General features: G+C 72.2%; 18 protein-coding genes. 8 read left to right on the forward strand and 10 right to left on the reverse strand.

The window, feature by feature from the left end; translation table 11 throughout:
• Positions 1 to 41 precede the first annotated feature (41 nt).
• The 3 genes from ptsP to Q0818_RS10755 are packed head-to-tail and all read right to left on the reverse strand — an operon-like array spanning position 42 to position 2,360.
• Positions 42 to 1,727 carry a phosphoenolpyruvate--protein phosphotransferase gene (gene ptsP / locus Q0818_RS10745; RefSeq protein WP_298874416.1) on the reverse strand — a complete coding sequence of 562 codons (1,686 nt, stop codon included), beginning with the start codon at positions 1,725 to 1,727 and terminating at the stop codon, positions 42 to 44.
• 14 nt (positions 1,728 to 1,741) lie between these two features.
• Entirely contained in the window at positions 1,742 to 2,017 is a 276-nt protein-coding gene (locus Q0818_RS10750; protein ID WP_150952419.1) for an HPr family phosphocarrier protein, read from the reverse strand.
• 16 nt (positions 2,018 to 2,033) lie between these two features.
• A complete protein-coding gene (locus Q0818_RS10755) occupies positions 2,034 to 2,360 on the reverse strand; it encodes a PTS sugar transporter (RefSeq protein WP_298874421.1) in 327 nt (108 codons plus the stop codon).
• Positions 2,361 to 2,652: 292 nt separating this feature from the next.
• Between Q0818_RS10755 and Q0818_RS10760 the strand changes: the two genes are divergently transcribed.
• Positions 2,653 to 4,581: a PTS sugar transporter subunit IIA gene (locus Q0818_RS10760; protein WP_298874422.1), complete on the forward strand. Its 1,929-nt coding sequence runs from the start codon at positions 2,653 to 2,655 to the stop codon at positions 4,579 to 4,581.
• Between the two features lie 364 nt (positions 4,582 to 4,945).
• Here Q0818_RS10760 and Q0818_RS10765 read toward each other — a convergent pair whose 3' ends face one another.
• The 3 genes from Q0818_RS10765 to Q0818_RS10775 all read right to left on the reverse strand — a co-directional run bounded on the left by Q0818_RS10765 (position 4,946) and on the right by Q0818_RS10775 (position 8,720).
• Positions 4,946 to 5,896 (reverse strand): hypothetical protein, encoded by a 951-nt coding sequence (locus Q0818_RS10765; protein WP_298874423.1) that lies wholly within the window; start codon positions 5,894 to 5,896, stop codon positions 4,946 to 4,948.
• Positions 5,897 to 6,120: 224 nt separating this feature from the next.
• Entirely contained in the window at positions 6,121 to 7,890 is a 1,770-nt protein-coding gene (locus Q0818_RS10770; protein WP_298874424.1) for a phospho-sugar mutase, read from the reverse strand.
• Positions 7,887 to 8,720: a purine-nucleoside phosphorylase gene (locus tag Q0818_RS10775; protein WP_298874426.1), complete on the reverse strand. Its 834-nt coding sequence runs from the start codon at positions 8,718 to 8,720 to the stop codon at positions 7,887 to 7,889. Before Q0818_RS10775 ends, Q0818_RS10770 begins: the two co-directional genes overlap by 4 nt.
• Positions 8,721 to 8,828: 108 nt before the next feature.
• Here Q0818_RS10775 and Q0818_RS10780 point away from each other — a divergent pair, with 108 nt between their 5' ends.
• Positions 8,829 to 10,289 carry an NAD(P)H-quinone dehydrogenase gene (locus Q0818_RS10780; protein WP_298874429.1) on the forward strand — a complete coding sequence of 487 codons (1,461 nt, stop codon included), beginning with the start codon at positions 8,829 to 8,831 and terminating at the stop codon, positions 10,287 to 10,289.
• A gap of 611 nt (positions 10,290 to 10,900) precedes the next feature.
• On the opposite strand, the gene Q0818_RS10785 is transcribed toward Q0818_RS10780, so the two are convergent.
• Positions 10,901 to 12,667, reverse strand: coding sequence for a biotin carboxylase N-terminal domain-containing protein (locus Q0818_RS10785; protein ID WP_298874432.1), 1,767 nt, complete (start codon positions 12,665 to 12,667; stop codon positions 10,901 to 10,903).
• A 77-nt stretch (positions 12,668 to 12,744) separates the two neighbouring features.
• On the reverse strand, positions 12,745 to 13,392 hold the full coding sequence (locus Q0818_RS10790) for a nucleoside triphosphate pyrophosphatase (protein WP_298874435.1): 648 nt from the start codon (positions 13,390 to 13,392) through the stop codon (positions 12,745 to 12,747).
• 302 nt (positions 13,393 to 13,694) lie between these two features.
• Between Q0818_RS10790 and Q0818_RS10795 the strand changes: the two genes are divergently transcribed.
• From Q0818_RS10795 to Q0818_RS10810, 4 genes are all read left to right on the forward strand, one after another.
• Positions 13,695 to 14,957 carry a class I SAM-dependent RNA methyltransferase gene (locus tag Q0818_RS10795; protein ID WP_298874438.1) on the forward strand — a complete coding sequence of 421 codons (1,263 nt, stop codon included), beginning with the start codon at positions 13,695 to 13,697 and terminating at the stop codon, positions 14,955 to 14,957.
• A 90-nt stretch (positions 14,958 to 15,047) separates the two neighbouring features.
• Positions 15,048 to 15,713 (forward strand): response regulator transcription factor, encoded by a 666-nt coding sequence (locus Q0818_RS10800; RefSeq protein ID WP_298874440.1) that lies wholly within the window; start codon positions 15,048 to 15,050, stop codon positions 15,711 to 15,713.
• Complete coding sequence (locus Q0818_RS10805) at positions 15,694 to 16,962, forward strand: ATP-binding protein (protein WP_298874442.1); 1,269 nt, start codon at positions 15,694 to 15,696, stop codon at positions 16,960 to 16,962. The genes Q0818_RS10800 and Q0818_RS10805 overlap by 20 nt, the downstream gene beginning before the upstream one ends.
• Entirely contained in the window at positions 16,959 to 17,996 is a 1,038-nt protein-coding gene (locus Q0818_RS10810) for a hypothetical protein (RefSeq protein WP_298874444.1), read from the forward strand. Before Q0818_RS10805 ends, Q0818_RS10810 begins: the two co-directional genes overlap by 4 nt.
• Positions 17,997 to 18,276: 280 nt before the next feature.
• Here the strand turns inward: Q0818_RS10810 and Q0818_RS10815 are convergent, their stop codons facing one another.
• Positions 18,277 to 18,513, reverse strand: a complete 237-nt coding sequence (locus tag Q0818_RS10815) for an acyl-CoA carboxylase subunit epsilon (protein WP_298874445.1) — start codon at positions 18,511 to 18,513, stop codon at positions 18,277 to 18,279.
• Positions 18,510 to 20,108 carry an acyl-CoA carboxylase subunit beta gene (locus Q0818_RS10820; RefSeq protein WP_298874446.1) on the reverse strand — a complete coding sequence of 533 codons (1,599 nt, stop codon included), beginning with the start codon at positions 20,106 to 20,108 and terminating at the stop codon, positions 18,510 to 18,512. The genes Q0818_RS10815 and Q0818_RS10820 overlap by 4 nt, the downstream gene beginning before the upstream one ends.
• 140 nt (positions 20,109 to 20,248) lie before the next feature.
• On the opposite strand from Q0818_RS10820, the gene Q0818_RS10825 reads away from it, so the two are divergent.
• Positions 20,249 to 21,031 (forward strand): biotin--[acetyl-CoA-carboxylase] ligase, encoded by a 783-nt coding sequence (locus Q0818_RS10825; protein WP_298874448.1) that lies wholly within the window; start codon positions 20,249 to 20,251, stop codon positions 21,029 to 21,031.
• An 81-nt stretch (positions 21,032 to 21,112) separates the two neighbouring features.
• A complete protein-coding gene (locus Q0818_RS10830) occupies positions 21,113 to 21,667 on the forward strand; it encodes a PH domain-containing protein (protein ID WP_298874451.1) in 555 nt (184 codons plus the stop codon).
• Positions 21,668 to 21,781 lie beyond the last annotated feature (114 nt).

Raw genomic sequence — 21,781 nt, forward strand, 5'->3', positions numbered from 1 at the left:
CTTGACTAGCGTTGCGGCCGAAGCCGGGTGGGGGGTGCGGCTCACGCCGCGACGGTGTTCGCGGAGGCTGCCTGAGCGGCCTCCCGGGCGGAGGCCGCGTCATCGGCGGCCAGGGCGGCCTCGGCGATGCGGCGGGCATCGTCGAGAGTGTGGGTGAGCAGGGAGGCGCGCACGTCGGCGAGGGCCGTCGGGGCCATCGACAGGGTGGTGGCGCCGAGGCCCACGAGCACGACGGCCAGCAGCGGGTCGGCCGCCGCCTCGCCGCAGATGCCGACGGGCTTGCCGTGGGTGCGTCCCGCGGCGCCGACCTCGCGGATGAGGCGGAGCACGGCCGGATGCCACGGGTCCTGGAACGACGCGACCGAGCCGAGCAGGCGGTCGGCGGCGAGCGTGTACTGCGTCAGGTCGTTGGTGCCGATCGAGGCGAAGTCCGCGATGTCGAGGATGCGGTCCGCGAGCAGGGCCGAGGACGGCACCTCCACCATGACGCCCGTCGTCTTCAGGCCGTAGTCCTTGGCGAGGGCGGTGAAGTACCGCGTCTCCTCGACGGTCGAGACCATCGGGGCCATCACCCACAGGTCGGCGGGGCCGGCCTCGGTCTTGCGCGTCGCGGCATCCGCTTCGGCGAGGGCCGTGAGCTGCTCGCGCAGGATGTCCTCGCTCGCGCGCAGGGCGCGCAGGCCCCGCAGGCCCAGCGCCGGGTTCTCCTCGTGCGCGTCGTTGAGGAAGGGCAGCGGCTTGTCGGCTCCGGCGTCGAGCACGCGCACGACGACCTTCTTGCCGGGGAAGGTGCTGAGCAGCTCGATATAGGCGGCGCGCTGCTCCTCGACCGTGGGGGCGGAGCTGGAGCTGAGGAAGAGGAACTCGGTGCGGAACAGGCCCACGCCCTCGGCGCCGAGCTCGACGGCCTCGGCGGCACCGCCGGGCTTGCCGAGGTTGGCCAGCAGGGGCACCTTCGTGCCGTCGGCGAGGGCGCCGTCGGTGATCGGGGCGGATGCCGCGGCGGCCCGGGAGGCGGCACGCGTGAGCGCGCGCGCCTTCTCGTCCTCCGACGGGTCGACGGTGACGACCCCGGCGGCGGCGTCGACGATCACGGGCTGACCGTTGACGAGGTCCTTCGCGCCCGCGGCGCCGACGACGGCGACGATCGACTTCTCGCGGGCGAGGATCGCGGTGTGCGAGGTGGGGCCGCCCTCGGTCGTGACGAGCGCGAGCACCTTGTCGAGATCGAGCAGGGCGGTGTCGGCGGGGGCGAGGTCTTTCGCCACGAGCACGAACGGGTGACCGGGATCGGGGATGCCGGGGGCGGCGACGCCCCGCAGACGCGCGATCACGCGCTGGGCGACGTCGTCGAGGTCGGCCGCGCGCTCACCGAGGTAGCCGCCGAGGGCGACGAGCTGCTCGCGGAACGAGGCGAAGGCGTCGTGCACGGCGAACTCGCCGTTCTTGCCCGCCGCCAGCCGGGAGTCGACCTCGGCCTCGAGGGTGGGGTCCTCGGCGATCATCGCCTGCGCCTCGAGCACGTCGCGGGCGGCGCCGCCCGCCTGGGCCCCGCGGGCCTCGAGCTCGCGGGCGACGGCGGCGACGGCTTCGCGCACGCGCGCCGTCTCCTCCTCGACCGTCAGCTCGCTCTTGGCATCCTTCGGGGCGGGCAGGGGCTCGGCCATGCGCGCGATGGGTCCCTGGGCGACGCCCAGGCCGATTCCGACTCCACGGAGTTCCGTCATGGTGCTTGTCTTCCTTACTCGGCGTCGTGGTCGGTGGTCAGCAGCTCGGCGAGGCGCTCGAGCGTGGCCTCGGCGTTGTCGCCGTCGGCGGTGAGGGTCACGTAGTCGCCCTGTTCCAGTCCCAGCGCGATGATGCCCAGGATGCTGGCGGCGTTGACGGGCTTGCCGGCGTCCTTGGCCAGGGTCACGGGGATGCCGGAGTCCTTCGCCGCCTGCGCGAAGAGCTTCGCGGGGCGCGCGTGCAGACCGTGCGACGATCCGATGCGGACGGTGCGGGTCAAGTGGGGCATGGGTGTCTCCGTCGACTCAGATCGTGTCCGCCGGCTGGCGGGAGCGCAGGGAGTCCTCGACGAGGGCGAGGGTTCGGGTTCCGCCGAGGTCGGCGAAGACGTCGGCGGGAAGCAGGATGACGGTCGCACCGCGCGGCTCGGCCTCGCGGCGGATGTGCTCGAGGTCGGCGGCCAGGTGCGGACCGACGAGGACGATGTCGGCGGCGTCGAGGTCGTCGGGCACGGAACGCGCGGTTCCGGCCGACACGGTGCAGTCGAGACCGCGATCTTGCGCAGCACGACGAACGCGTTGCGCCACGAACGTGCTCGACGCACCCGCTCCGCACACCACGAGGATCTTCATCGACCGGCCTTTCTTCCTCTCGATTGTCCGCACCCGCTTCACAGGGGACAACCAGGTTCGTTTCCCACCCCCCGGAACGTGGATGCCACGGCCCCTCCCGCTCGCGCAATTCCCATGCCCGGAACGCGTGCTCCCCGCGTCCGGGCACGCGTGCGCCCCGTGCCCGGCGCGAGCGCGTGCTCCCGTGACCGAGCCCGCTCGTGCGCACGCGCGTGCGCTCCCGCGCCCGGTGGGGATGGGCGTGAAAGGATGGACGGATCGCTGCCCACCGGGGCGGCGCGGAGGACGGATCGTGACGACGAAGGCTCGCCAAGACCGCCTGCTGGCCCTGTTGCTGCGGGATGGGGAATGGTCGACCGCCGCATCGCTGGCGGACGCGCTCGGCGTCACGCCGCGCAGCATCCGCTCCTATGTCACGACGATCAACGCCCGGGTGCCGTCGGGAGCGGCGATCGAGTCGGGGCCGCTCGGCTACCGCGCGGGCGGCGACGCCGCCGCGGCGCTGCGTTCCCTCTCCGGTTCGGATGCCGGCACCCCGCGCGATCGCCTGCACACCCTCGTGCGTCGCCTGCTCGATTCCGCCGACGGTATCGACGTGTTCGAGACCGCCGACGCGCTCCACGTGAGCACGGCCACTCTCGAGGCCGACCTGTCGCGCGTGCGGGGTCTGCTCGGGGGGACCGAGTTGACCCTCGAGCGCTCGGCATCCACCGCTCGCCTGCGCGGAACCGAGGTGGCTCAGCGGCGCCTGCTGTCCAAGCTCGCGCACGACGAGATGGATGCCGGCCTGTTCGACCTCGATGCCCTGCGGCGCACATTGGGCGAGCGCTCCGTCGGGGCGCGGGCGTTCGGTCCGTTCAAGGCCGAGCTCGTGGCCGAGCTCGGGGCCCTGGGCTACTACGTGAACGAGATCGGCATCGGCGACGTCGTGATGCACATCGCCATCGCCGCCGATCGCACCACCCGCGACCGCGCCCTCGGGTCGCCCGGCGGCGACTCCTCCGACGCCGCCGCGGCGGTGGTCGACCTGCTCGACCGCCTCACCGTCAAGCACATCGGCGTGCAGCTCGGCTCCGGCGACCTGCGGCACCTCGCCACCCTCGTGCTGACGCGCATCGTCGCCCCGGGCTCGCCGGGCACCGACGACGTGCGCGCGCGCCTCGACCCCGCGGTGGAGGCCGCCGTGCGGCTGGTGGTCGACAACGCGGCATCCGAGTTCCTCGTCGACATCGCGCACGACGACTTCATCCTGCGCCTGGCGCTGCACGTGCAGAACCTCCTCGCCCGATCCCGCGAGCAGGCGTGGTCGCGCAACCCGCTCACGCGGTCGCTGAAGTCGACCTACCCGATGATCTTCGAGGTCGCCGTGTACATCGCGAAGGGCCTGCAGGACGGTCTCGGCATCCCGATCCTCGACGACGAGATCGCCTACATCGCCATGCACGTCGGCGGGCGCCTCGAGCGCAGCCGCCGTGCCGACCAGCTGCTGACCGCGACCATCGTGTGCCCGGGGTACTACGAACTGCACGAGCTGCTGCGCTCGAGCGTCGACCGCTCCCTCGGCCAGGCGATCGAGGTCGTCGGCGTCGAGACGCGCATCGACCCCGCGTGGGACGCGATCGAGACCGACCTGGTGCTCACCACGATCGACCCGCCGCGGCCCGGCGACCGGTTCGTGCGCATCCAGCCGTTCCTCACCGACGCCGACGTCGAGCGGGTGCAGGCCGCCGCCGGACGCATCCGTCGCGGACGACGCCTGGCGCGACTGCGCGACGAGCTCGAGCGCTACTTCGCGCCCGGCGCGTTCGTGCGGGGCCTGGATGCCGCCGACGGCGAGGCCGGCGTCATCCGTCGCCTGGGTGGACTGCTCGTGGAGCAGGGGGTCATCGACGAGGCCTACGTGGACCGCGCGGTGGAGCGCGAGGCGATCTCGTCGACGGCGTTCACCGACGCCCTCGCCGTGCCGCACGCGATGGGGATGACCGCGACGCAGACCCGCATCGCCATCGGCATCGCCGACCCCTCGATCGCCTGGGGCGAGGGACGCGTGCAGGTGGTGGCGCTCGTGGCGTTCAGCGAGACCGACCGCGAGGCCTTCCAGACGGTGTTCGAGCAGTTCGTCGAGGTCTTCAGCGAGCGGGACAGCGTGCAGCGCATCGTCCGCCGCGCGACCGACTTCCCGGCCTTCCTCGACGAGCTGGTCGCGGTGATCGACGGCTGACGCCGCGGGCGACGCGTCGCGGCTCCGGGGTTCGAGGATGCCGCGCGTCTCCCGGGTTCGGGGCGCTGTTCTCGTTTCGGGGCGTGATTCCTCCGCCCCGAACCAAGAAATGCGCCCCAAACGTCGGTGCGCGTGCCCGCGCGGAGCTCGCGGTACGGCGCTCGGCGGTGGCCCGCGGACGGGGAACGCCGTGCGTCTAGCCGGTTCGGGGCGTACTTCTCGCTTCGGGGCGTGATTCCTCCGCCCCGAACGGAGAAACGCGCCCCAAACCTCGGTGCGCGTGCCCGTACAGTGCAGCCCGGGCTCCGGCGGCACGCCACCGCTCGCCCCGAACCCCAGGCGCCGCGTGTCGGGCGCGCGAGCCTCAGCGGGGGCAGATGCCGAAGGTCGGGAGTCTGCGGCCGAGGGCGTCGCGGGTGCGCAAGTGCGCCCACTGCCACCTCGCCATCGGCCGTTGCGTGCGCCCGCGGATCCAGTCCTCGCGCTGTTTCTCGCGCAGAAGCACCTCGTCCAGCGACAGACCGGAACGCAGGGCTTCGTCCCGGTACTTCGACTCGCCATCGAACTCGCCCCAGGCGCGCACGTCGTCGAGACCGAAGTCGACGTAGTAGGGGCGGCCCGAGGGGCCGGGAACGGCGACTTGCAGGTCGGGCGGCGCGAACCCGAGTTCGGCGAGTCGGATGCGACTGATGCTCTCGCCGGGTAGCTGGGCACGACCGTCCGCGAATGCCAGCGAGCGCAACGCACGGGTCCGACCGTGTGCGGACCGCAGCGCGATGTCGCGGATGTGTTCGCGCCGTTCGTCCGCCGCGTGTGGCAGGAACACGCCGGGCTCGGGAACGGCCACCGGGCGGAGCCCCGCGTCCAGGGCGCACACCGCCGTCTCGAACGGCATGGTGCGCGCGATGTCGGCGAGAGTGCGCTCGAGGCCGGTGCATCGGAGGCCGTGACGCTGAACGATCTGCTCGGCGGGGACCTCCCCGCGGTGTCTCACGACGCCGGTTGCGGCTCCCGGGCGATCCGGTCCCAGGATCACGTGCACCTTGGGCGATGAAGGGGCGTAAACGGGAAGACCGTGCAACGCGGCCGCAGTGAGGTGGGAGAAGACGGGCGGTTCGCGGCTGACCATCTCGAGCGCTCGCGCGCGAAGGACGATCGCCTCCTCGGGTGTGGGTGCGGAGCCCGGTTCCGGTCGGACGTATACGCCGGGCCGTAGGCGAACGACCGCACCCGTGCCGAGGAGCCGCGTGAGCGCCGACGAGCCCACGCCGTCTGCCGCGAGATCGTCGCGCGAGAGCAGAGCGAGGCCGGACATGACCGACAGTTTCGCGGCCCGGCGGTCACGGCATCCGCCATCGCCGCGTCCGCTGGAGAGAACGCCTCGGAGAGGTCCCCTGTGGAGGACCCCCGCAAGAAGGGGTTTGGGGCGGATCTCTCCCGTCGGGGCGCAGGAATCACGCCCCGACGAGAGGAATACGCCCCAAACCCGGCAGCCGCCGCGTCAGCGCAGCGACCGCCCCAAACCCGGCGCGCGTCCCCTCAGCGCACCGACGCCAGCAGCGCCTCGGCCCCGGCGCGAAGCGCGGAGAGGCGCCGCGCGGCCTTCTTGGCTGACGAGCCGCGCACGTCGAGGTACAGCTTGAGCTTCGGTTCGGTTCCGCTCGGGCGCACGATGAGGCGCGAACCGTCCTCGAGCCACACGCGCAGCACGTCGCCCGGCGGCAGCCCGTCGACGCCGAGCAGCAGGTCGTCGACCTTCGCCACCGCGACCTCGCCGACGGCGGACGGAGGCTGGGCGCGGAGGGATGCCATGATCCCGGCGATCTCGCTCACGTCGCTCACGCGCACCGAGATCTGGTCGCTCGCGAACGCGCCGAACGTCTCGCGGAACTCCTGCAGCAGGTCGGCCACGGTGCGTCCCTGCCCGCGCGCTTCGGACGCCATCTCGAGCAGCGCGACCGCGGCGGAGATCCCGTCCTTGTCCCGGACGGTGCCGGGGTTCACGAGGTAGCCCAAGGCCTCCTCGAAGCCGAAGACGATCCCGGGCGCGCGCGAGATCCACTTGAAACCCGTGAGGGTCGAGTGGAAGGCGAGACCGTAGTGCTCGGCCACCGCCTGCAGTCCCGGTGACGACACGAGCGAGCAGGCGAGGGATGCCGGTGCCCCGGCGTCCTGCACCGACGCGGAGGCCGGCTCGGCGGCGTCGGCCGTCGATCCCGCTGCGCCGTCGGAAGCGCCGTCCCGCGTCGAGGCGTCGGCATCCCGCCCCGACGCCGCGGCCCGCGCCGCGCGCCACCCGAGCAGCAGCCCGATCTCGTTGCCGGTGAGCCGGCGCCAGCAGCCCTCGGCGTCGGCGTCGGGGATGGCCACCGCGAGGCGGTCGGCATCCGGGTCGTTCGCGATGACGAGCTCGGCGTGGGCCGCGCGCGCGGTCTCGAACGCGAGGTCCATCGCGCCCGGCTCCTCCGGGTTGGGGAACGCGACCGTGGGGAAGCGTCCGTCGGGGTGGATCTGCGCCTCTACGAGCACCGGCGCGGGGTAGCCCGCGGCGGAGAGCACGCTCGACACAGTCTCCCACCCGACGCCGTGCATCGCGGTGTAGACCCAGCGCAGTCCCTCGGCACCCGCGGGCGCGGGGGCCACGGCCGCCGTCGCGGCGACGTAGGCCTCGACGACCGATTCGGGGGCGTTGGCGTAGCCGACCGAGCGGGGGAGCGTGCTCACGGTGCCCGTGTCGGCGATCCGCTGGATGTGGGCGGCGATCTCGGCGTCGGCGGGCGAGACGATCTGCGCGCCCTCGTCGTCGCCGCCGAGGTAGACCTTGTACCCGTTGTCGTCGGGCGGGTTGTGGCTCGCGGTGACCATGACGCCCGCGTCGGCGCCCAGGTGGCGTACGGCGAACGCGAGCACCGGCGTGGGCAGCAGGCGCGGCAGCAGCACGGCGTTCAGCCCCGCCCCGGCGAAGATCTCGACCGAATCGCGCGCGAACACGTCGGAGTTGCGCCGACCGTCGTAGCCGACCACGACCGTCGGGGTCTCCGAGCCGGCACGCTCGCTCAGGTACGCGGCGAAGCCCGCCGCCGCCTGCGCCACGAGCACGCGGTTCATGCGGTTGGGGCCGGCGCCGAGGGTTCCGCGCAGACCCGCCGTGCCGAACGCCAGGCGGGTGGAGAAGCGGTCCTCCAGATCGGCCGCGGCTTCGGCATCCCCGTCTTCGACGCGCGCGACGAGAGCGGTGAGCTCCTCACGGGTCACGGGATCCGGATCCTGCGCGATCCACGCGCGGGCGGCGTCGACGTGGTCGCTCACAGCGCGCCGATCACGCGGGCCAGCAGGGCCGAGATCACCGGCTCGGCTTCGCGACCGGCTTCGAGGACCTCCTCGTGGCTGAGCGGGGTCTTCTGGATGCCGGCGGCCAGGTTCGTGATGAGCGAGAAGCCCAGGATCTCCATGCCCGCCTGGCGGGCCGCGATCGCCTCGAGGGCCGTGGACATGCCGACGATGTGACCGCCGATGGTCTTGGCCATCTGCACCTCGGCGGGGGTCTCGTAGTGGGGCCCGCGGAACTGCGTGTAGACGCCCTCGTCGAGCGAGGGGTCGATCGAGCGCGCCACCTCGCGCAGGCGCGCGGAGTAGAGATCGGTCAGGTCGATGAAGGTCGCGCCCTCGAGGGGCGAGTCGGCGGTGAGGTTGATGTGATCGCTGATCAGCACGGGCTGACCGGGCTTCCACGTCTCGCGGATGCCCCCGGCGCCGTTGGTGAGGATCATCGTGGTCGCGCCGGTCGCCGCGGCCGTGCGCACGCTGTGCACGACGCGGCGGACGCCGTGGCCCTCGTAGTAGTGGGTGCGCGCACCGATCACGAGGACGTTCTTGCCCCCGGTCGTGCGGACGCTGCGGAGGGTGCCGACGTGCCCCTCGAGAGCGGGCTTGCTGAAGCCGGTGACCTCGGTGGCGGGGAACGACGCCGTCTCCTCGCCGATGAGTTCGGCGGCGCGCCCCCAGCCCGACCCGAGGGTCACGGCGATGTCGTGGTGCTCGACCCCGGAGAGTCGGGCGATGTCGGCCGCTGCGGCCGTGGCGACCTCGAACGGGTCGACCGCCGGGTCGTCGAGCGGGTGAGAAGTGCTGTTGGACATTCCCCCACTCTAGAAAGTGCGGGGCCCGCGGGCCAGACGGCACACGGATGCCCCCAGCGTGTCGGACCGACCTGGGTGGCGCATCGGCATCCGCCCAGCGCTGACAGAATGGATGCCATGGTGCAGAGCTTCGAGCGCAAGCAGTCCGTCGCGATCGTCGGCGGAGGCCCCGGCGGATACGAGGCGGCCCTCTCCGCGGCCCAGCTCGGCGCCGACGTCACCCTCGTCGAGCGCGCCGGCGTCGGGGGATCGGCGGTCATCACCGACGTCGTCCCCTCCAAGACGCTCATCGCCACGGCCGACGCGGCCGTCGCCATCCGCAACGCCAGCGACCTGGGTGTGCAGCTCTTCGCGAAGGACGACCGCGGCAAGCCGCTGACCCCCGAGGTCGCCATCAACCTCGCGGCGGTCAACCAGCGTCTGCTCTCCCTGGCGCGCCAGCAGTCCGACGACATGCGCGCCTCGCTGCTCGACGCCGGCGTGCGCATCATCTCCGGTCACGGTCGACTCGACGGCAACGGAGCCGTGGTGGTCTCGACCGAGGCCGGCGGCACCGACTTCGACCGAGTCGAAGCCGAGACCCTCGTCGTCTCGGTGGGGGCGTCGCCGCGCGAGCTGCCCTCGGCCAAGCCCGACGGCCAGCGCATCCTCACGTGGACCCAGCTCTACAACATGAAGTCGGTCCCCACGCACCTCATCGTGGTGGGCTCGGGTGTCACCGGCGCCGAGTTCGCCTCGGCGTACATGAACCTCGGGGCGAAGGTCACGCTCGTCTCCAGCCGCGACCAGGTGCTCCCCGGGGAGGACCAGGATGCCGCGGCCGTGCTCGAGCGCGTCTTCCAGCGCGGCGGCATGACGCTGCTGGCGAAGGCCCGAGCCGACTCGGTCGTCAACACCGGCGACGGCGTGACCGTGACCCTGTCCGACGGGCGCACGATCGAGGGCAGCCACTGCCTCATGGCCGTGGGCTCGATCCCGAACACCGCGGGACTCGGCCTCGAGCAGGCGGGCGTGCAGATGACGGCATCCGGCCACATCCGCGTGAACCGCGTCGCGCGCACCTCCGTGCCGAACATCTACGCCGCCGGCGACTGCACCAACTTCTACCCCCTAGCCTCGGTCGCATCGATGCAGGGGCGCCAGGCCATCTTCCACGCGCTCGGCGACATCGTCATCCCGCTCGAGACCCGCCGCATCACGGCCAACATCTTCACCGCGCCCGAGATCGCCACCGTCGGCTTCAGCGAGCAGGACGTCATCGAGGGGCGCATCGCCGGCAAGGTGCGCAAGCTCCCTCTCTCGGCCAATCCGCGCGCCAAGATGCAGGGCATCACCGACGGCTTCGTCAAGCTCATCGCCCGCGAGGGAAGCGGAACGGTCATGGGCGGCGTGATCGTCGGACCGAAGGCCTCCGAGCTCATCTACCCGATCGCGATCGCCGTGGAGCGCCGCCTCACCGTCGACCAGGTGGCCCGCGTCTTCGCGGTCTACCCGTCGTTGACCTCGAGCATCACCGACGCCGCGCGCGCGATGCACATCGTCGACCGCGACGACCCCGGCGAGGACTGAGCACACCGGATGCCGCGGCCTCGCGGCATCCGTCGCCGTTCGGCGCCCCGCGGGTCCCCGCGCCGATGAACGCTCCCTGCACGGAGAAACGCTTCCGGAACGCGTTTGTCCATGCAGCGCGCGTTTGTCGCGGGGTGGGCTGCGCCGGCGGGGCACACCCCGCCGCGTTCCGGCCGCCTTGTGAGGACTGACCATCCCGGATGCCGCAGCCTCGCGGCATCGCCTCTCTCTGTGCGTCCCACTTATGGCGGTGCACGTCCCGTTTGTGGCGGGTTATGCGCGGTTGGACCGGCCAGAAGTGGGACGAAGGGTGTGTGCGGTGGGGTGCGCGCGGCGGGGTGCGCGCGGCGGGGTGTGTGCGCGGGGTGCGCGCGTGTGTCCCACTTATGTCGGTGCATGTCCCACTTCTGGGGGGTTGTGGGCGATGGGACCGGCCACAAGTGGGACGAGGGAGTCGGCGCCCGGCGGTAGGACTGACCATAAGTGGGACGAGGGAGTTCGCGTCCGGCGGTAGGACTGACCATAAGTGGGACGAGGGGGTGCAGCGGGCGCCGCACGAACGACGGCGCCGCACCCCCGAAGGAGCGCGGCGCCGGACGAACGAGCCGGGGTCAGCTGATCAGCAGCAGCTGGTGGCCCGCCGAGACGGTGGTACCGGGGTTCGCGTCGATGGAGGCGACCGTTCCGTCCTTGTGAGCCTGGATGGGCTGCTCCATCTTCATCGCCTCGAGCACGACGACCAGGTCGCCCTTGACGACCTGCTGGCCCTCCTCGACCGCGACCTTGACGATCGTGGCCTGCATCGGCGACTTCACCGCGTCGCCGGTCGCTCCGGCGGCGGGGGAGGCCGCGTGCGAGCGGCGGGACGGCGGGGCGGCGGCGGGACGGCCGACCTGCGGGGCGGCGGCGGTGATGCGGTCGGGCAGGCTCACCTCGAGACGCTTGCCGCCGACCTCGACGACCACGGTGTGCCGGCCCGGGGCGGCCGCGGGGGCGTCGAGCTCGCCGTCCCACGCCGGGATGTCGTTGACGAACTCCGTCTCGATCCAGCGGGTGAAGACGCCGAAGGCGCCGTCCTCGGCCGTGAACGCGGGGTCGCGCACGACCTTGCGGTGGAAGGGCAGCACGGTGGGCATGCCGGCGACTTCGAACTCGTCGAGCGCACGGCGGGCGCGCTCCAGCGCCTCGGCGCGGTCGCGGCCGGTGACGATGATCTTCGCGAGCAGGGAGTCGAAGGCGCCCGAGACGGTGTCGCCCGCCGTGACGCCGGAGTCCAGGCGCAGGCCGGGACCGCCGAAGGTCTTGAAGACGTGGATGGGGCCGGGCTGGGGGAGGAAGCCGCGGCCGGGGTCCTCGCCGTTGATGCGGAACTCGATCGAGTGCCCGGTGGGGGCGGGGTCGTCGTACCCGAGCTCCTCGCCCTCGGCGACGCGGAACTGCTCGCGCACGAGGTCGATGCCGGTGACCTCCTCCGACACGGGGTGCTCCACCTGCAGGCGCGTGTTGACCTCGAGGAACGAGATGGTGCCGTCCGCTCCGATGAGGAACTCGCACGTTCCGGCGCCGACGTAGCCGACCTCCTGGAGGATGGCCTTGGATGCCGAGTAGAGGATCGCGTTCTGCTCGTCGGTGAGGAACGGCGCGGGGGCTTCTTCGACGAGCTTCTGGTGGCGGCGCTGCAGCGAGCAGTCGCGCGTGGAGACGACGACGACATTGCCGGCGACGTCGGCCAGGCACTGCGTCTCGACGTGGCGCGGCTTGTCGAGGTACTTCTCGACGAAGCACTCGCCGCGGCCGAAGGCGGCGACGGCCTCGCGGGTGGCCGATTCGAACATCTCGGCGACCTCGTCGAGTTCGCGGGCGACCTTGAGGCCGCGCCCGCCGCCGCCGTACGCGGCCTTGATCGCGATGGGCAGTCCCACCTGCTCCGCGAAGGCGATCACCTCATCGGCCCCCGAGACGGGGCCGGGGGTACCGGGAGCCAGGGGCGCGCCGACCTTCTCGGCGACGTGACGCGCGGTGACCTTGTCGCCGAGCGCCTCGATGGCGTCGGGCGAGGGACCGATCCAGATCAGCCCGGCACCGATGACGGCGCGGGCGAAGTCGGCGTTCTCCGCGAGGAATCCGTATCCGGGGTGCACCGCGTCGGCGCCGGAACGGCGGGCGACCGAGAGGATCTTCTCGATCGAGAGGTAGGTGTCGGCGCTGGTCGACCCGTCCAGGGCGTACGCCTCGTCGGCGAGGCGGGCGTGCAGCGCGTCACGGTCCTGGTCGGCGTAGACGGCGACGGAGGCCTTGCCCGAGTCGCGGGCGGCGCGGATGACACGGACGGCGATCTCGCCGCGGTTGGCGACAAGGACCTTGGCGATCTTCGGCATCCTCCCAGCCTATCGAGGGGGCCCGCCGCTCTTTTGACACTCCTCGACAAGAAACGCCGAAGAACGTGTGCGAGTGTCTACGAACGGTTCCACAGCGACGTCCACGAGCCGCCGAGCTCGCGGACGAGACGCCGCACGGTCGACACCGACATCCCGACCACGGTGGAGGGGTCGCCCTCGACACGCTCGATGAACGCCCCGCCGAGGCTGTCGACGGTGAACGCGCCCGCGACCAGCAGCGGCTCGCCACTGGCGACGTAGTCCGCGATCTCGTCGTCGTCGACGTCGGCGGCGAAGCTCACCGAGGCCTCCGCCACGGCGAACGCCTCCCGTGGCTCGGCGCCGGGGGAGAGCCGGAACACGCTGTGCCCGGAGTGCAGCACGCCGGTGCGTCCGCGCATGTCGCGCCAGCGCTGCGTGGCGACCTCCGCCGTGTAGGGCTTGCCGAGGATCTCGTCGCCGAGGGCGAACATCGAGTCGCCGCCGATGACGAAACCGTCGAACGCGGGTTGGTCCGCCCGCAGGCGCTGCGCGACGTCGGCCGCCTTGCGGCGCGCGAGCAGCAGGACGTGCTCCGCAGCGGGCAGGCGCCGCCCCTCGGCGGCCTCGACCTCGGCGACCACGGCCTCTTCGTCGACCCGAGGTGCTCGCGCCTCGGGTTCGATCCCCGCCTGGCGCAGCAGCATCAGACGGGCGGGAGAAGTGGATGCCAGGCACACGCGCATGCGCCCACGCTACCCACGCGCCGGGGGCTCCGGACCCTTCGACGGGCTCAGGGTCCTCGGTTCGCGAGGGGGTCGAGCGTGTCGGATTCGCCGGGTCGTGCGGGGTTGCGGACCCTTCGACAGGCTCAGGGTCCTCCGGTGGCGAGGTGGCTGAGCCTGTCGAAGCCACGGGTCGTGCGGGTCCCCACCCTTCGACGGGCTCAGGGTCCGCCGGTGGTGAGGTGGCTGAGCCTGTCGAAGCCACCGGGCCCGGCCACGCCCCCCCCCGGCTGCCTCCCGGCCGCGTGTGACAGGCTCGGGGGATGCACGACGGCGACCTCATCGAACTCGACATCACCGGCATCGCCCACGGCGGGGTGTTCGTCGGGCGGCACGAGGGGCGCGTCGTCTTCGTCCCCGACACCCTGCCGGGCGAGCGCATCCGCGCTCGGCTCACGGACACCCGCAAGAAGGCGTTCTGGCGAGCGGAGGCGATCGAGGTGCTGGAGGCCGCCCCCGAACGGCAGCCGCACGTGTGGGCGGCGGCGGCGATCGACGTCGATCCGTCGGAGAGGGTCGGCGGTGCCGAGTTCGGTCACATCCACCTCGACCACCAACGCGCGTTGAAGGAGCGCGTCATCCGCGAGGCGGTCGAGCGGGTCGGTCGGCTCGAGCTCCCCGTCGAGGTCGCGGCCGCGGGCGACGACGAGCAGCGCGAGTCGTCCGACGGCACCGGGTGGCGCACCCGTGTGAGCCTGCACGTCGACGAGGCCGGGCGTGTCGGGGCTTTCGCCGCCCGCTCGCATCACGTCGTCGAGACCGCCGACCTCCCGCTGGCCACCGACGCCATCGCCCGCGCGGCATCCGAGGTGCGGGCGGGCCGCGCCCTGCCCGGACGCATCGATCTGGTCCAGCCCTCCGACGGTCGTGTGCGCATCCTTCCGCGTCCCGACGGCGAGCGCGCGCCCGTGGAGTCCGAGGTGGTCGAGGAGCGCGTCGGCGATCGCGTGTTCCGCGTCGACGCGGGCGGATTCTGGCAGGTGCACCGTCTGGCGGCGCGCACGCTGACCTCGCTCGTCACGGCGGAGCTCACGGCATCCCTCGGCGGACTCGATCCCGAGGCCACGCACCTCGACCTCTACGGCGGGGTGGGCCTGTTCGCTGCGACGCTCGGCGAGATGGGCGGGCGCGGAACGCGCGTGGTGAGCGTCGAGAGCGACCCTCGCGCCACCGAGCACGCGGGCGAGAACCTCGCGGAGTGGATCGGCGCGCGTGCCGAGACGGCGCGTGTCGACCGGTTCGTGGCCACGCTCGGCGCTGACGCCTCCGCGCGGGAACGCGAGCGCCTCTCGCGCGGTGTCGTGCTGCTGGACCCGCCGCGCGCCGGCGCCGGTCGCGCCGTGGTCGAGGGCATCGCGGCTCTGGCCCCGACGGCGGTCGTGTACGTCGCCTGCGACCCGGTCGCCCTCTCGCGCGATCTCGCGACCTTCGCCGAGCTCGGCTATCGGGCCGACCGCGGCATCCGGGGAGTCGATCTGTTCCCGAACTCGCACCACGTCGAAGCGGTCGCCGTCCTGCGTCGCTGAGCCTCTGGCGAGCGTGCGCCCGTCGCGATGACGCGCCGTACCGCGAAGGTCCTCCTGCGCGGCGGAGGGCAGCGCCGATACGATGACGGGATGACGCGCGTCGCCCTCATCGATGACCACGAGTCGGTCCGGCTCGGGTTGGAGGCCGCCCTCGCGCGCACGGAGGCCACGAAGGTCGTCTTCTCCGGCGCGAACGTGGCCGCCTACCTCACGTGGCGCCAGAGCGCGGCCGAGACGCCGGCTGATGTCGTCGTGCTCGATCTCACCCTCGGCGACGGCACGACCGTGTCGGAGAACGTCGACCGTGTCGTCCGCGACGGCTCGAGCGTGATCATCCACAGCGTCGCCGACCGCGCCGGAGCGGTGCGCGAAGCCCTCGCCGCCGGAGCCGCCGGGATCGTCAGCAAGTCGTCGCCCACGCACGAGGTGCTGGGCGCGATCAGCACCGTCGCGCGCGGTGAGCTGCTCGACAACGTCGAGTGGGCCAGCGCCGTCGAGGGCGACCGCGACTTCGCCGACGCCCAGTTGTCGGCACGCGAGCGCGAGGTGCTGCGTCTGTACGCGGCGGGGCTTCCGCTGAAGGCCGTGGCCGAGCGGCTCGGGGTGGCGTACTCCACGGCGAAAGAGAACATCACCCGCGTGCGGGTGAAGTACGTCGAGGTGGGGCGGCCCGCACCCACCAAGGTCGATCTGCTGCGTCGAGCCATGGAAGACGGCATCCTGCAGGATGCGCCAGATGACGCCGGCCGTGGCTGAATCGGACCGGTCGGTGCTCGACGAGGCGTGGGGTCGCATCCCGCACACGCGCGAGAGTCAGGCCGACCAGGGGACGTTCACCCAGACACGCATCGAACGCGTCATCACCCTCATCGTGGGCCCGGGCTCGCTCGTGCTCGGTGCGCAGGCGTTCGTCGCCGCCTTCGGCCCCGGCGACGAGGCCGAGGGGTGGCACACGCCGCTGGTGCTGGCGGTGTTCGTCCCCCTCGTCGCCATGATCATCGCCTGCAGCGTCGGGCGCTTCGCGCGGGTGTTCTCGGGCATCTTCGCCGTGGTGTTCGTGCTGGCGCTGGCGGTCTGGCCGCTCGCGACCGCCGGCGGTCCGTCGCCGGCGCCGACCGAGAACCCCTGGATCTTCTACCTCGTCAACGTGGCCACCGTGTCGACGATCGTCGCGTTCCCCCTCGCGCTGCAGGTCGTGTGGACGATCGCGACGCCCCTCCTGTTCGGCGTCGTGCGCCTGCTCCAGGCGGGCGGGCAGCCGGAGTTCGTGGTGCCGGTCATCCTCGACGTGACGTTCGCCCTCATCCTCGGCAGCGTGCTGCTGACGCTCGGGTGGATGTACCGCTCGATCGCCGCCAACGTCGACCAGGCGCGCGCGGTCGCCGTGTCGAGCTACGCCTCGGCGGCGGCCACCGCGGCCACCGAGCACGAACGCGTCGCGGTCGCCGCCCTGATGCACGACAGCGTCCTCGGCGCCCTGCTCGCCGCGGAGCGCGCCTCCAGCCCGCGTGAACGCACGCTCGCCGTGAGCATGGCTCGCGAGGCGTTGACACGGCTCGCCAACGCCGAGAAGGACTCCCTCGAGGGCAGCGACGAGCCCGTGCCCGCCCTGCGTCTCGCCGACGACATCGAGGTGGCCGCCCGTGAGCTCGGCGTCGACCTCGTCGTCACCCGCACGGTGGAGGAGGGCACGCCGCGTGTCCCCGGCCGCGTGGCCCGTGCCCTCGTCCTCGCCGCCATGCAGGCCGTCGCCAACGCGGTGCAGCACGCCGATGCGCAGGGTCTCTCGGTCGAGCTCACGGGAGACAGTGCGCCGGGCGGCGTCGCCGTGCGCGTTCGCGACACGGGGCCGGGGTTCGACGTGGCGGCCATCCCCGACGACCGTCTCGGCATCCGCGGGTCGATCAACGCCCGCCTGGCCGCCGTCGGCGGGCGCAGCGACATCGATTCGACCTCCGCCGGCACGACGGTGACCCTCGAGTGGGAAGCGGGTGACCGCTGGTGACCGTGCGTTCGGTCCTGTCCATCATCGGACTGGCCTTCACCGCCTACCTCGCCGCGCGCGGACTCATCTGGACCTCGCCCGAGACCGTCGAGCGCGGGTGGCTGATCGTGGCGGCCCTGGTCTTCTACCTCCCCGTCACCTGGCTCTGGATCTTCGCCATCGGCGCGCGCGAGCGCACCGACTCGTCGTCGCCCGTCACCTCGCCCGCCCGCCTTCCCGGCTGGGGCGTCGCGCTGGCGCTGATGGCCGCCGTCATCGTGCCCAACGCGCCGTTCCTCGCGGTCACCGAGGCGGGACGTTCCGAGCCCTTCGTGACCTGGGTGATCGGGGCGATCGGCGCTCTCATGACCATCGTCATGGTGCGCCGCCGTGCGATCGTCGCGTGGACGGGGATGGCGCTGCTCACCCTGTCGACGTCGTTCTGGCTCGGACCGCTGCAGGCCCTGAGCCTCGGCCTGGTCGGGTCGCTCATGTGGGTCACCGCGGCGCAACTGGTGACCATCGCGCTCGACCGTGCCGCGCGCGACGCCGAGCGCCTCGCCGAGCTGCAGCAGGCCGCCTCCGCGTGGCAGGCGTCGCAGAGCGGACGTCAGCGCGAGCGCCGACTCCACGTCCAGCGTGCCCTGCAGGCCGCGGGGCCGATCCTCGCCCGCACCATCGAGAACGGCGGCAATCTCCGCGCCGCCGACAAGGACGCCGCCCGCCGGGCCGAGGCGAGCCTGCGCGACGAACTCCGCGGCAACCGCCTCCTCGACGACGGTGTGCGCGTCGAGATCGAGGCGGCCCGGTGCCGGGGCGCAGCGGTCAGCCTGTTCGACGAGGGGGGACTGGAGGGGTTGCGGCCCGCCGACCTCGACGTCATCCGCGCCGAGCTGGCATCCGTCCTGCGCGAGTCCGTCTCGCAGCGTCTCATCATCCGCACGTCGCCGCACCACGAGATCGCGGTGACCATCGTCGGCCGCTCGCGGGGCGAGGGCGCCGGCGGTGACGACGACGAGGTCGACCTGTGGCGGGAGATCCGGCGACCGCGCTGAGCGGATCCGCCTCGGGGCTCTTCCGGGCTCACCCCTCACCCGTCGGTCGGACCGACGCAAAGGGGGGATTCGTCGACGCTGCCGAGAGTGAGGGGTGAGGGGCGGCGATATCGCCTGCCCCCCACCCGGACGAACGGTTACCCGAAAACCGTTCGTGCGGCCGGATCCGGCTCGAAGGAGCGGTCCGACCGAACGCGTGATGCGTTCCAGCTCCTCCAGTATTCGCGACCCGTCCCGCGGCGTCTGTAGGTATTTCGGGGGACACTTTCCGGCCGAACGGTCAGCCGGTGAAGCCGTTCCATCCCGCGGCGCGGTTCAGAGGCGTCCTCAAGCCGCGAGCCGACAGCTCCCACCGGGAACGCGGGGCGTCGTCGGGAGCCGTGGCCTCGGCGACCTCGCGCACGTACGCCTCGCTGACCACGACGATCGCCGCGGCCAGCTCCTCTTCGGTGGGTGTTCCCCGCACGACCTCCGCCACCACGGGCGGCCGGCCGGCGTCGGAGGGGTCGGCGCTCACAGCGGGATGTTCCCGTGCTTCTTGGCCGGCAGGCTCGCACGCTTGTTGCGCAGCGCCCGCAGGGCCTTGGCGATCGAGACGCGGGTCTGCGCCGGCTCGATGATCCCGTCGAGCTCGCCGCGCTCGGCCGCGAGGAACGGGGATGCCACGTTGTAGGTGTACTCGTTCGCGAGGCGCGTGCGCACGGCGGCGACGTCTTCGCCGGCCTCCTCGGCCCGCTTGATCTCACCGCGGTAGAGGATGTTGACCGCGCCCTGACCGCCCATGACGGCGATCTCGGCGGTGGGCCAGGCGAGGTTGATGTCGGCGCCCAGCTGCTTGGAGCCCATGACGATGTAGGCGCCGCCGTAGGCCTTGCGCAGGATCACGGTCACCAGGGGCACGGTGGCCTCGGCGTAGGCGTACAGCAGCTTCGCACCGCGGCGGATGACGCCGGTCCACTCCTGGTCGGTGCCGGGGAGGTACCCGGGCACGTCGACGAGGGTCACGATCGGCACCGAGAAGGCGTCGCAGAACCGCACGAACCGCGACGCCTTCTCACCGGCGTCGATGTTGAGCGTGCCGGCCATCTGCGAGGGCTGGTTGGCGATGACGCCGACGGTCCGCCCCTCGATGCGTCCGAAGCCGATCACGATGTTCGGCGCGAACAGCGGCTGCACCTCAAGGAACTCGCCGGCGTCCACGATCCCGTCGATGACGGTGTGGATGTCGTACGGCTGGTTGGGGGAGTCGGGGATGACCGTGTTCAGCGAGCGGTCGGCATCCGTCGTCTCGAATTCGAAGGGGGTGTCGTAGACGGGGATCTCGGCGAGGTTGTTGTCGGGGAGGTACCCGATCAGCCCGCGGGCGTAGTCGATCGCGTCGTCCTCGTCGTCGGCGAGGTAGTGCGCGACGCCCGAGCGGGTGTTGTGGGTGTGGGCTCCGCCGAGCTCCTCCATGCCCACGTCTTCGCCGGTGACGGTCTTGATCACGTCGGGGCCGGTGACGAACATCTGACTGGTCTTGTCGACCATGATGACGAAGTCGGTGAGGGCGGGGGAGTACACCGCGCCACCGGCGGCGGGTCCCATGATGATCGAGATCTGCGGGATGACGCCCGAGGCCGCGGTGTTCAGGCGGAAGATCTCGCCGTACTTGCCGAGGGCGACGACACCCTCCTGGATGCGGGCGCCGCCGGAGTCCAGGATGCCGATGATCGGGATGCCGCTGCGCAGCGCCAGCTCCATCACCTTGATGATCTTGTCGCCGGCGACCTCGCCGAGCGATCCGCCGAAGGTGGAGAAGTCCTGCGCGTACACCGCGACCGTGCGACCGTGGATGGTGCCGGTGCCCGTGACGACCGAGTCGCCGTAGGGGCGGGACTTGTCCATGCCGAAGGCCGTGGTGCGGTGGCGCACGTACTCGTCGAGCTCGACGAAGGAGCCGGGGTCCACCAGCATCTCGAGGCGCTCGCGGGCGGTGAGCTTGCCCTTCGCGTGCTGCTTCTGGCGCGCGGCGGCTTCGGCATCGACGACCGCCTCCTGGAACCTGCTGCGCAGGTCCGCGATCTTGCCGGCGGTGGTGAAGAGATCGGGCTGGTCGGTCACGCTTTCCACCCTAGCGACCGCACCGGCACCGGCGTTGGAGGGTGCGCACAAGCGAATCGTCCGCGCGATGTGGCATCCGGCCATCCAGGGGTTCCGGACATCACGCGCAACCGGATGCCGTTGGGCCGCCGGTTCCCTAAGGTGTGGACATGCCGATCCCCGAATCCGGATACCCCCGCACCGCCGACATCAGTCCCCGCGTCCAGGTGGTGGAGACCACCGATTCGACCAACGCCGACGTGGTCGCCGCGGTCACCGCCGATCCCGCCGGATGGCCCCACCTCTCGCTGCTCGTCACCGACGACCAGCGTGCGGGCCGCGGACGCCTCGACCGCACCTGGACGGCGCCGGCGGGCACCGCGCTCGCCGTGTCGGTCGTGGTCGACGCGTCCGGCATCCCGATGTCGTCGCGGGGGTGGATCCCGCTCGCCGCGGGGGCGGCCATGACCCGCGCGGTCGGGGCGCAGTTGACGGGCCACGGCGGCAGCGCCGAGCTCAAGTGGCCGAACGACGTCCTCGTCGACGGCGCCAAGATCTGCGGCATCCTGGCCGAGGCGGTGCCGGGCACCTTCGACACCGTGGTGGTCGGAGCCGGCGTCAACACGCGCATGAGCCGCGCAGATCTTCCCGTGACGACCGCGACGTCATTCCAGGCGATCGGGGCGGAGTGCGACGACGACCGCCTGCTGGTCGACTACCTCGGTCACCTGCGCGACACCCTCGCCGCCCTCGCCTCCGGCGACGCCGCGGGCGTGCACCGCGACGTCGAGAAGCTGTGCGCGACACTCGGTCGCGAGGTCACGGTGTCGTTGCCCGACGGCACGACGCTCGCGGGGCGCGCCGAGCGCCTCGACGACGACGGTCGCCTCGTCGTCACGGCCGGCACGATCGAGACGGTCGTGGCCGCGGGCGACGTCGTCCACGTGCGCTGACGCGGCACTGCGCCGCCCCCGCAGCGACCGCCGCCCGCGTGTGCGCCGCCCTCGCCGCCCGCGGGGTCGCACAATGAGAGGGTGACCCAGCCGTCGAGTTCGATCGGTCGCCCGCGGATGCCGGCGCCGGGGACGAACGCGCCCGAACTGCGCATCGCCCGGTTGCACGCGCACGCGCGCGGGCTGTTCTGGTCGGCCCTCGTGCTCATCGCCGTCGCGGGAGCAACCGCGTACTTCTACGACAACCTCCCCGCGCCCTTCGAGAACTGGATGCTCGTGACGGCTGCGGCGGTCGTCGTCCTCCTGCTGGTCGTCGTCCCGTTCCTCGCGTGGCTCTCGCACACGTGGACGATCACGACACGGCGCGTCATCGAGCGGTCGGGCGCCTTCGGATCGACCCAGCGCGAGATCTCCCACGTGCGGGGGTACTCGATCCAGATGCGTCGCGGCATCCTCCAGCGCCTGTGGGGTGCGGGCACGCTGTCGCTGTCGAACGGCGTCGAGCCGCCGCTGCGCATGAAGAACATCCCGCACGCCGTGCTCGTGCACGAGACGCTGGTCGACCAGGTCGAGGTCAATCAGATCCTGGCCCACCGCGACGCGCAGACCTTCGGGTCGGGCTCCGTCGGGCTCTGACGTCGCGACGTCCCGGTCCCTTCGACAGGCTCAGGGACCTCGGCTGCGGCCGGCGAAGACCTGCGGGCGCGAACGGAGGTGGCTGAGCCCGTCGAAGCCCCCGGGCTCCCACGC

The sequence above is a fragment of the uncultured Microbacterium sp. genome (assembly GCF_947489255.1).
GTDB classification, from domain to species: domain Bacteria; phylum Actinomycetota; class Actinomycetes; order Actinomycetales; family Microbacteriaceae; genus Microbacterium; species Microbacterium phycohabitans.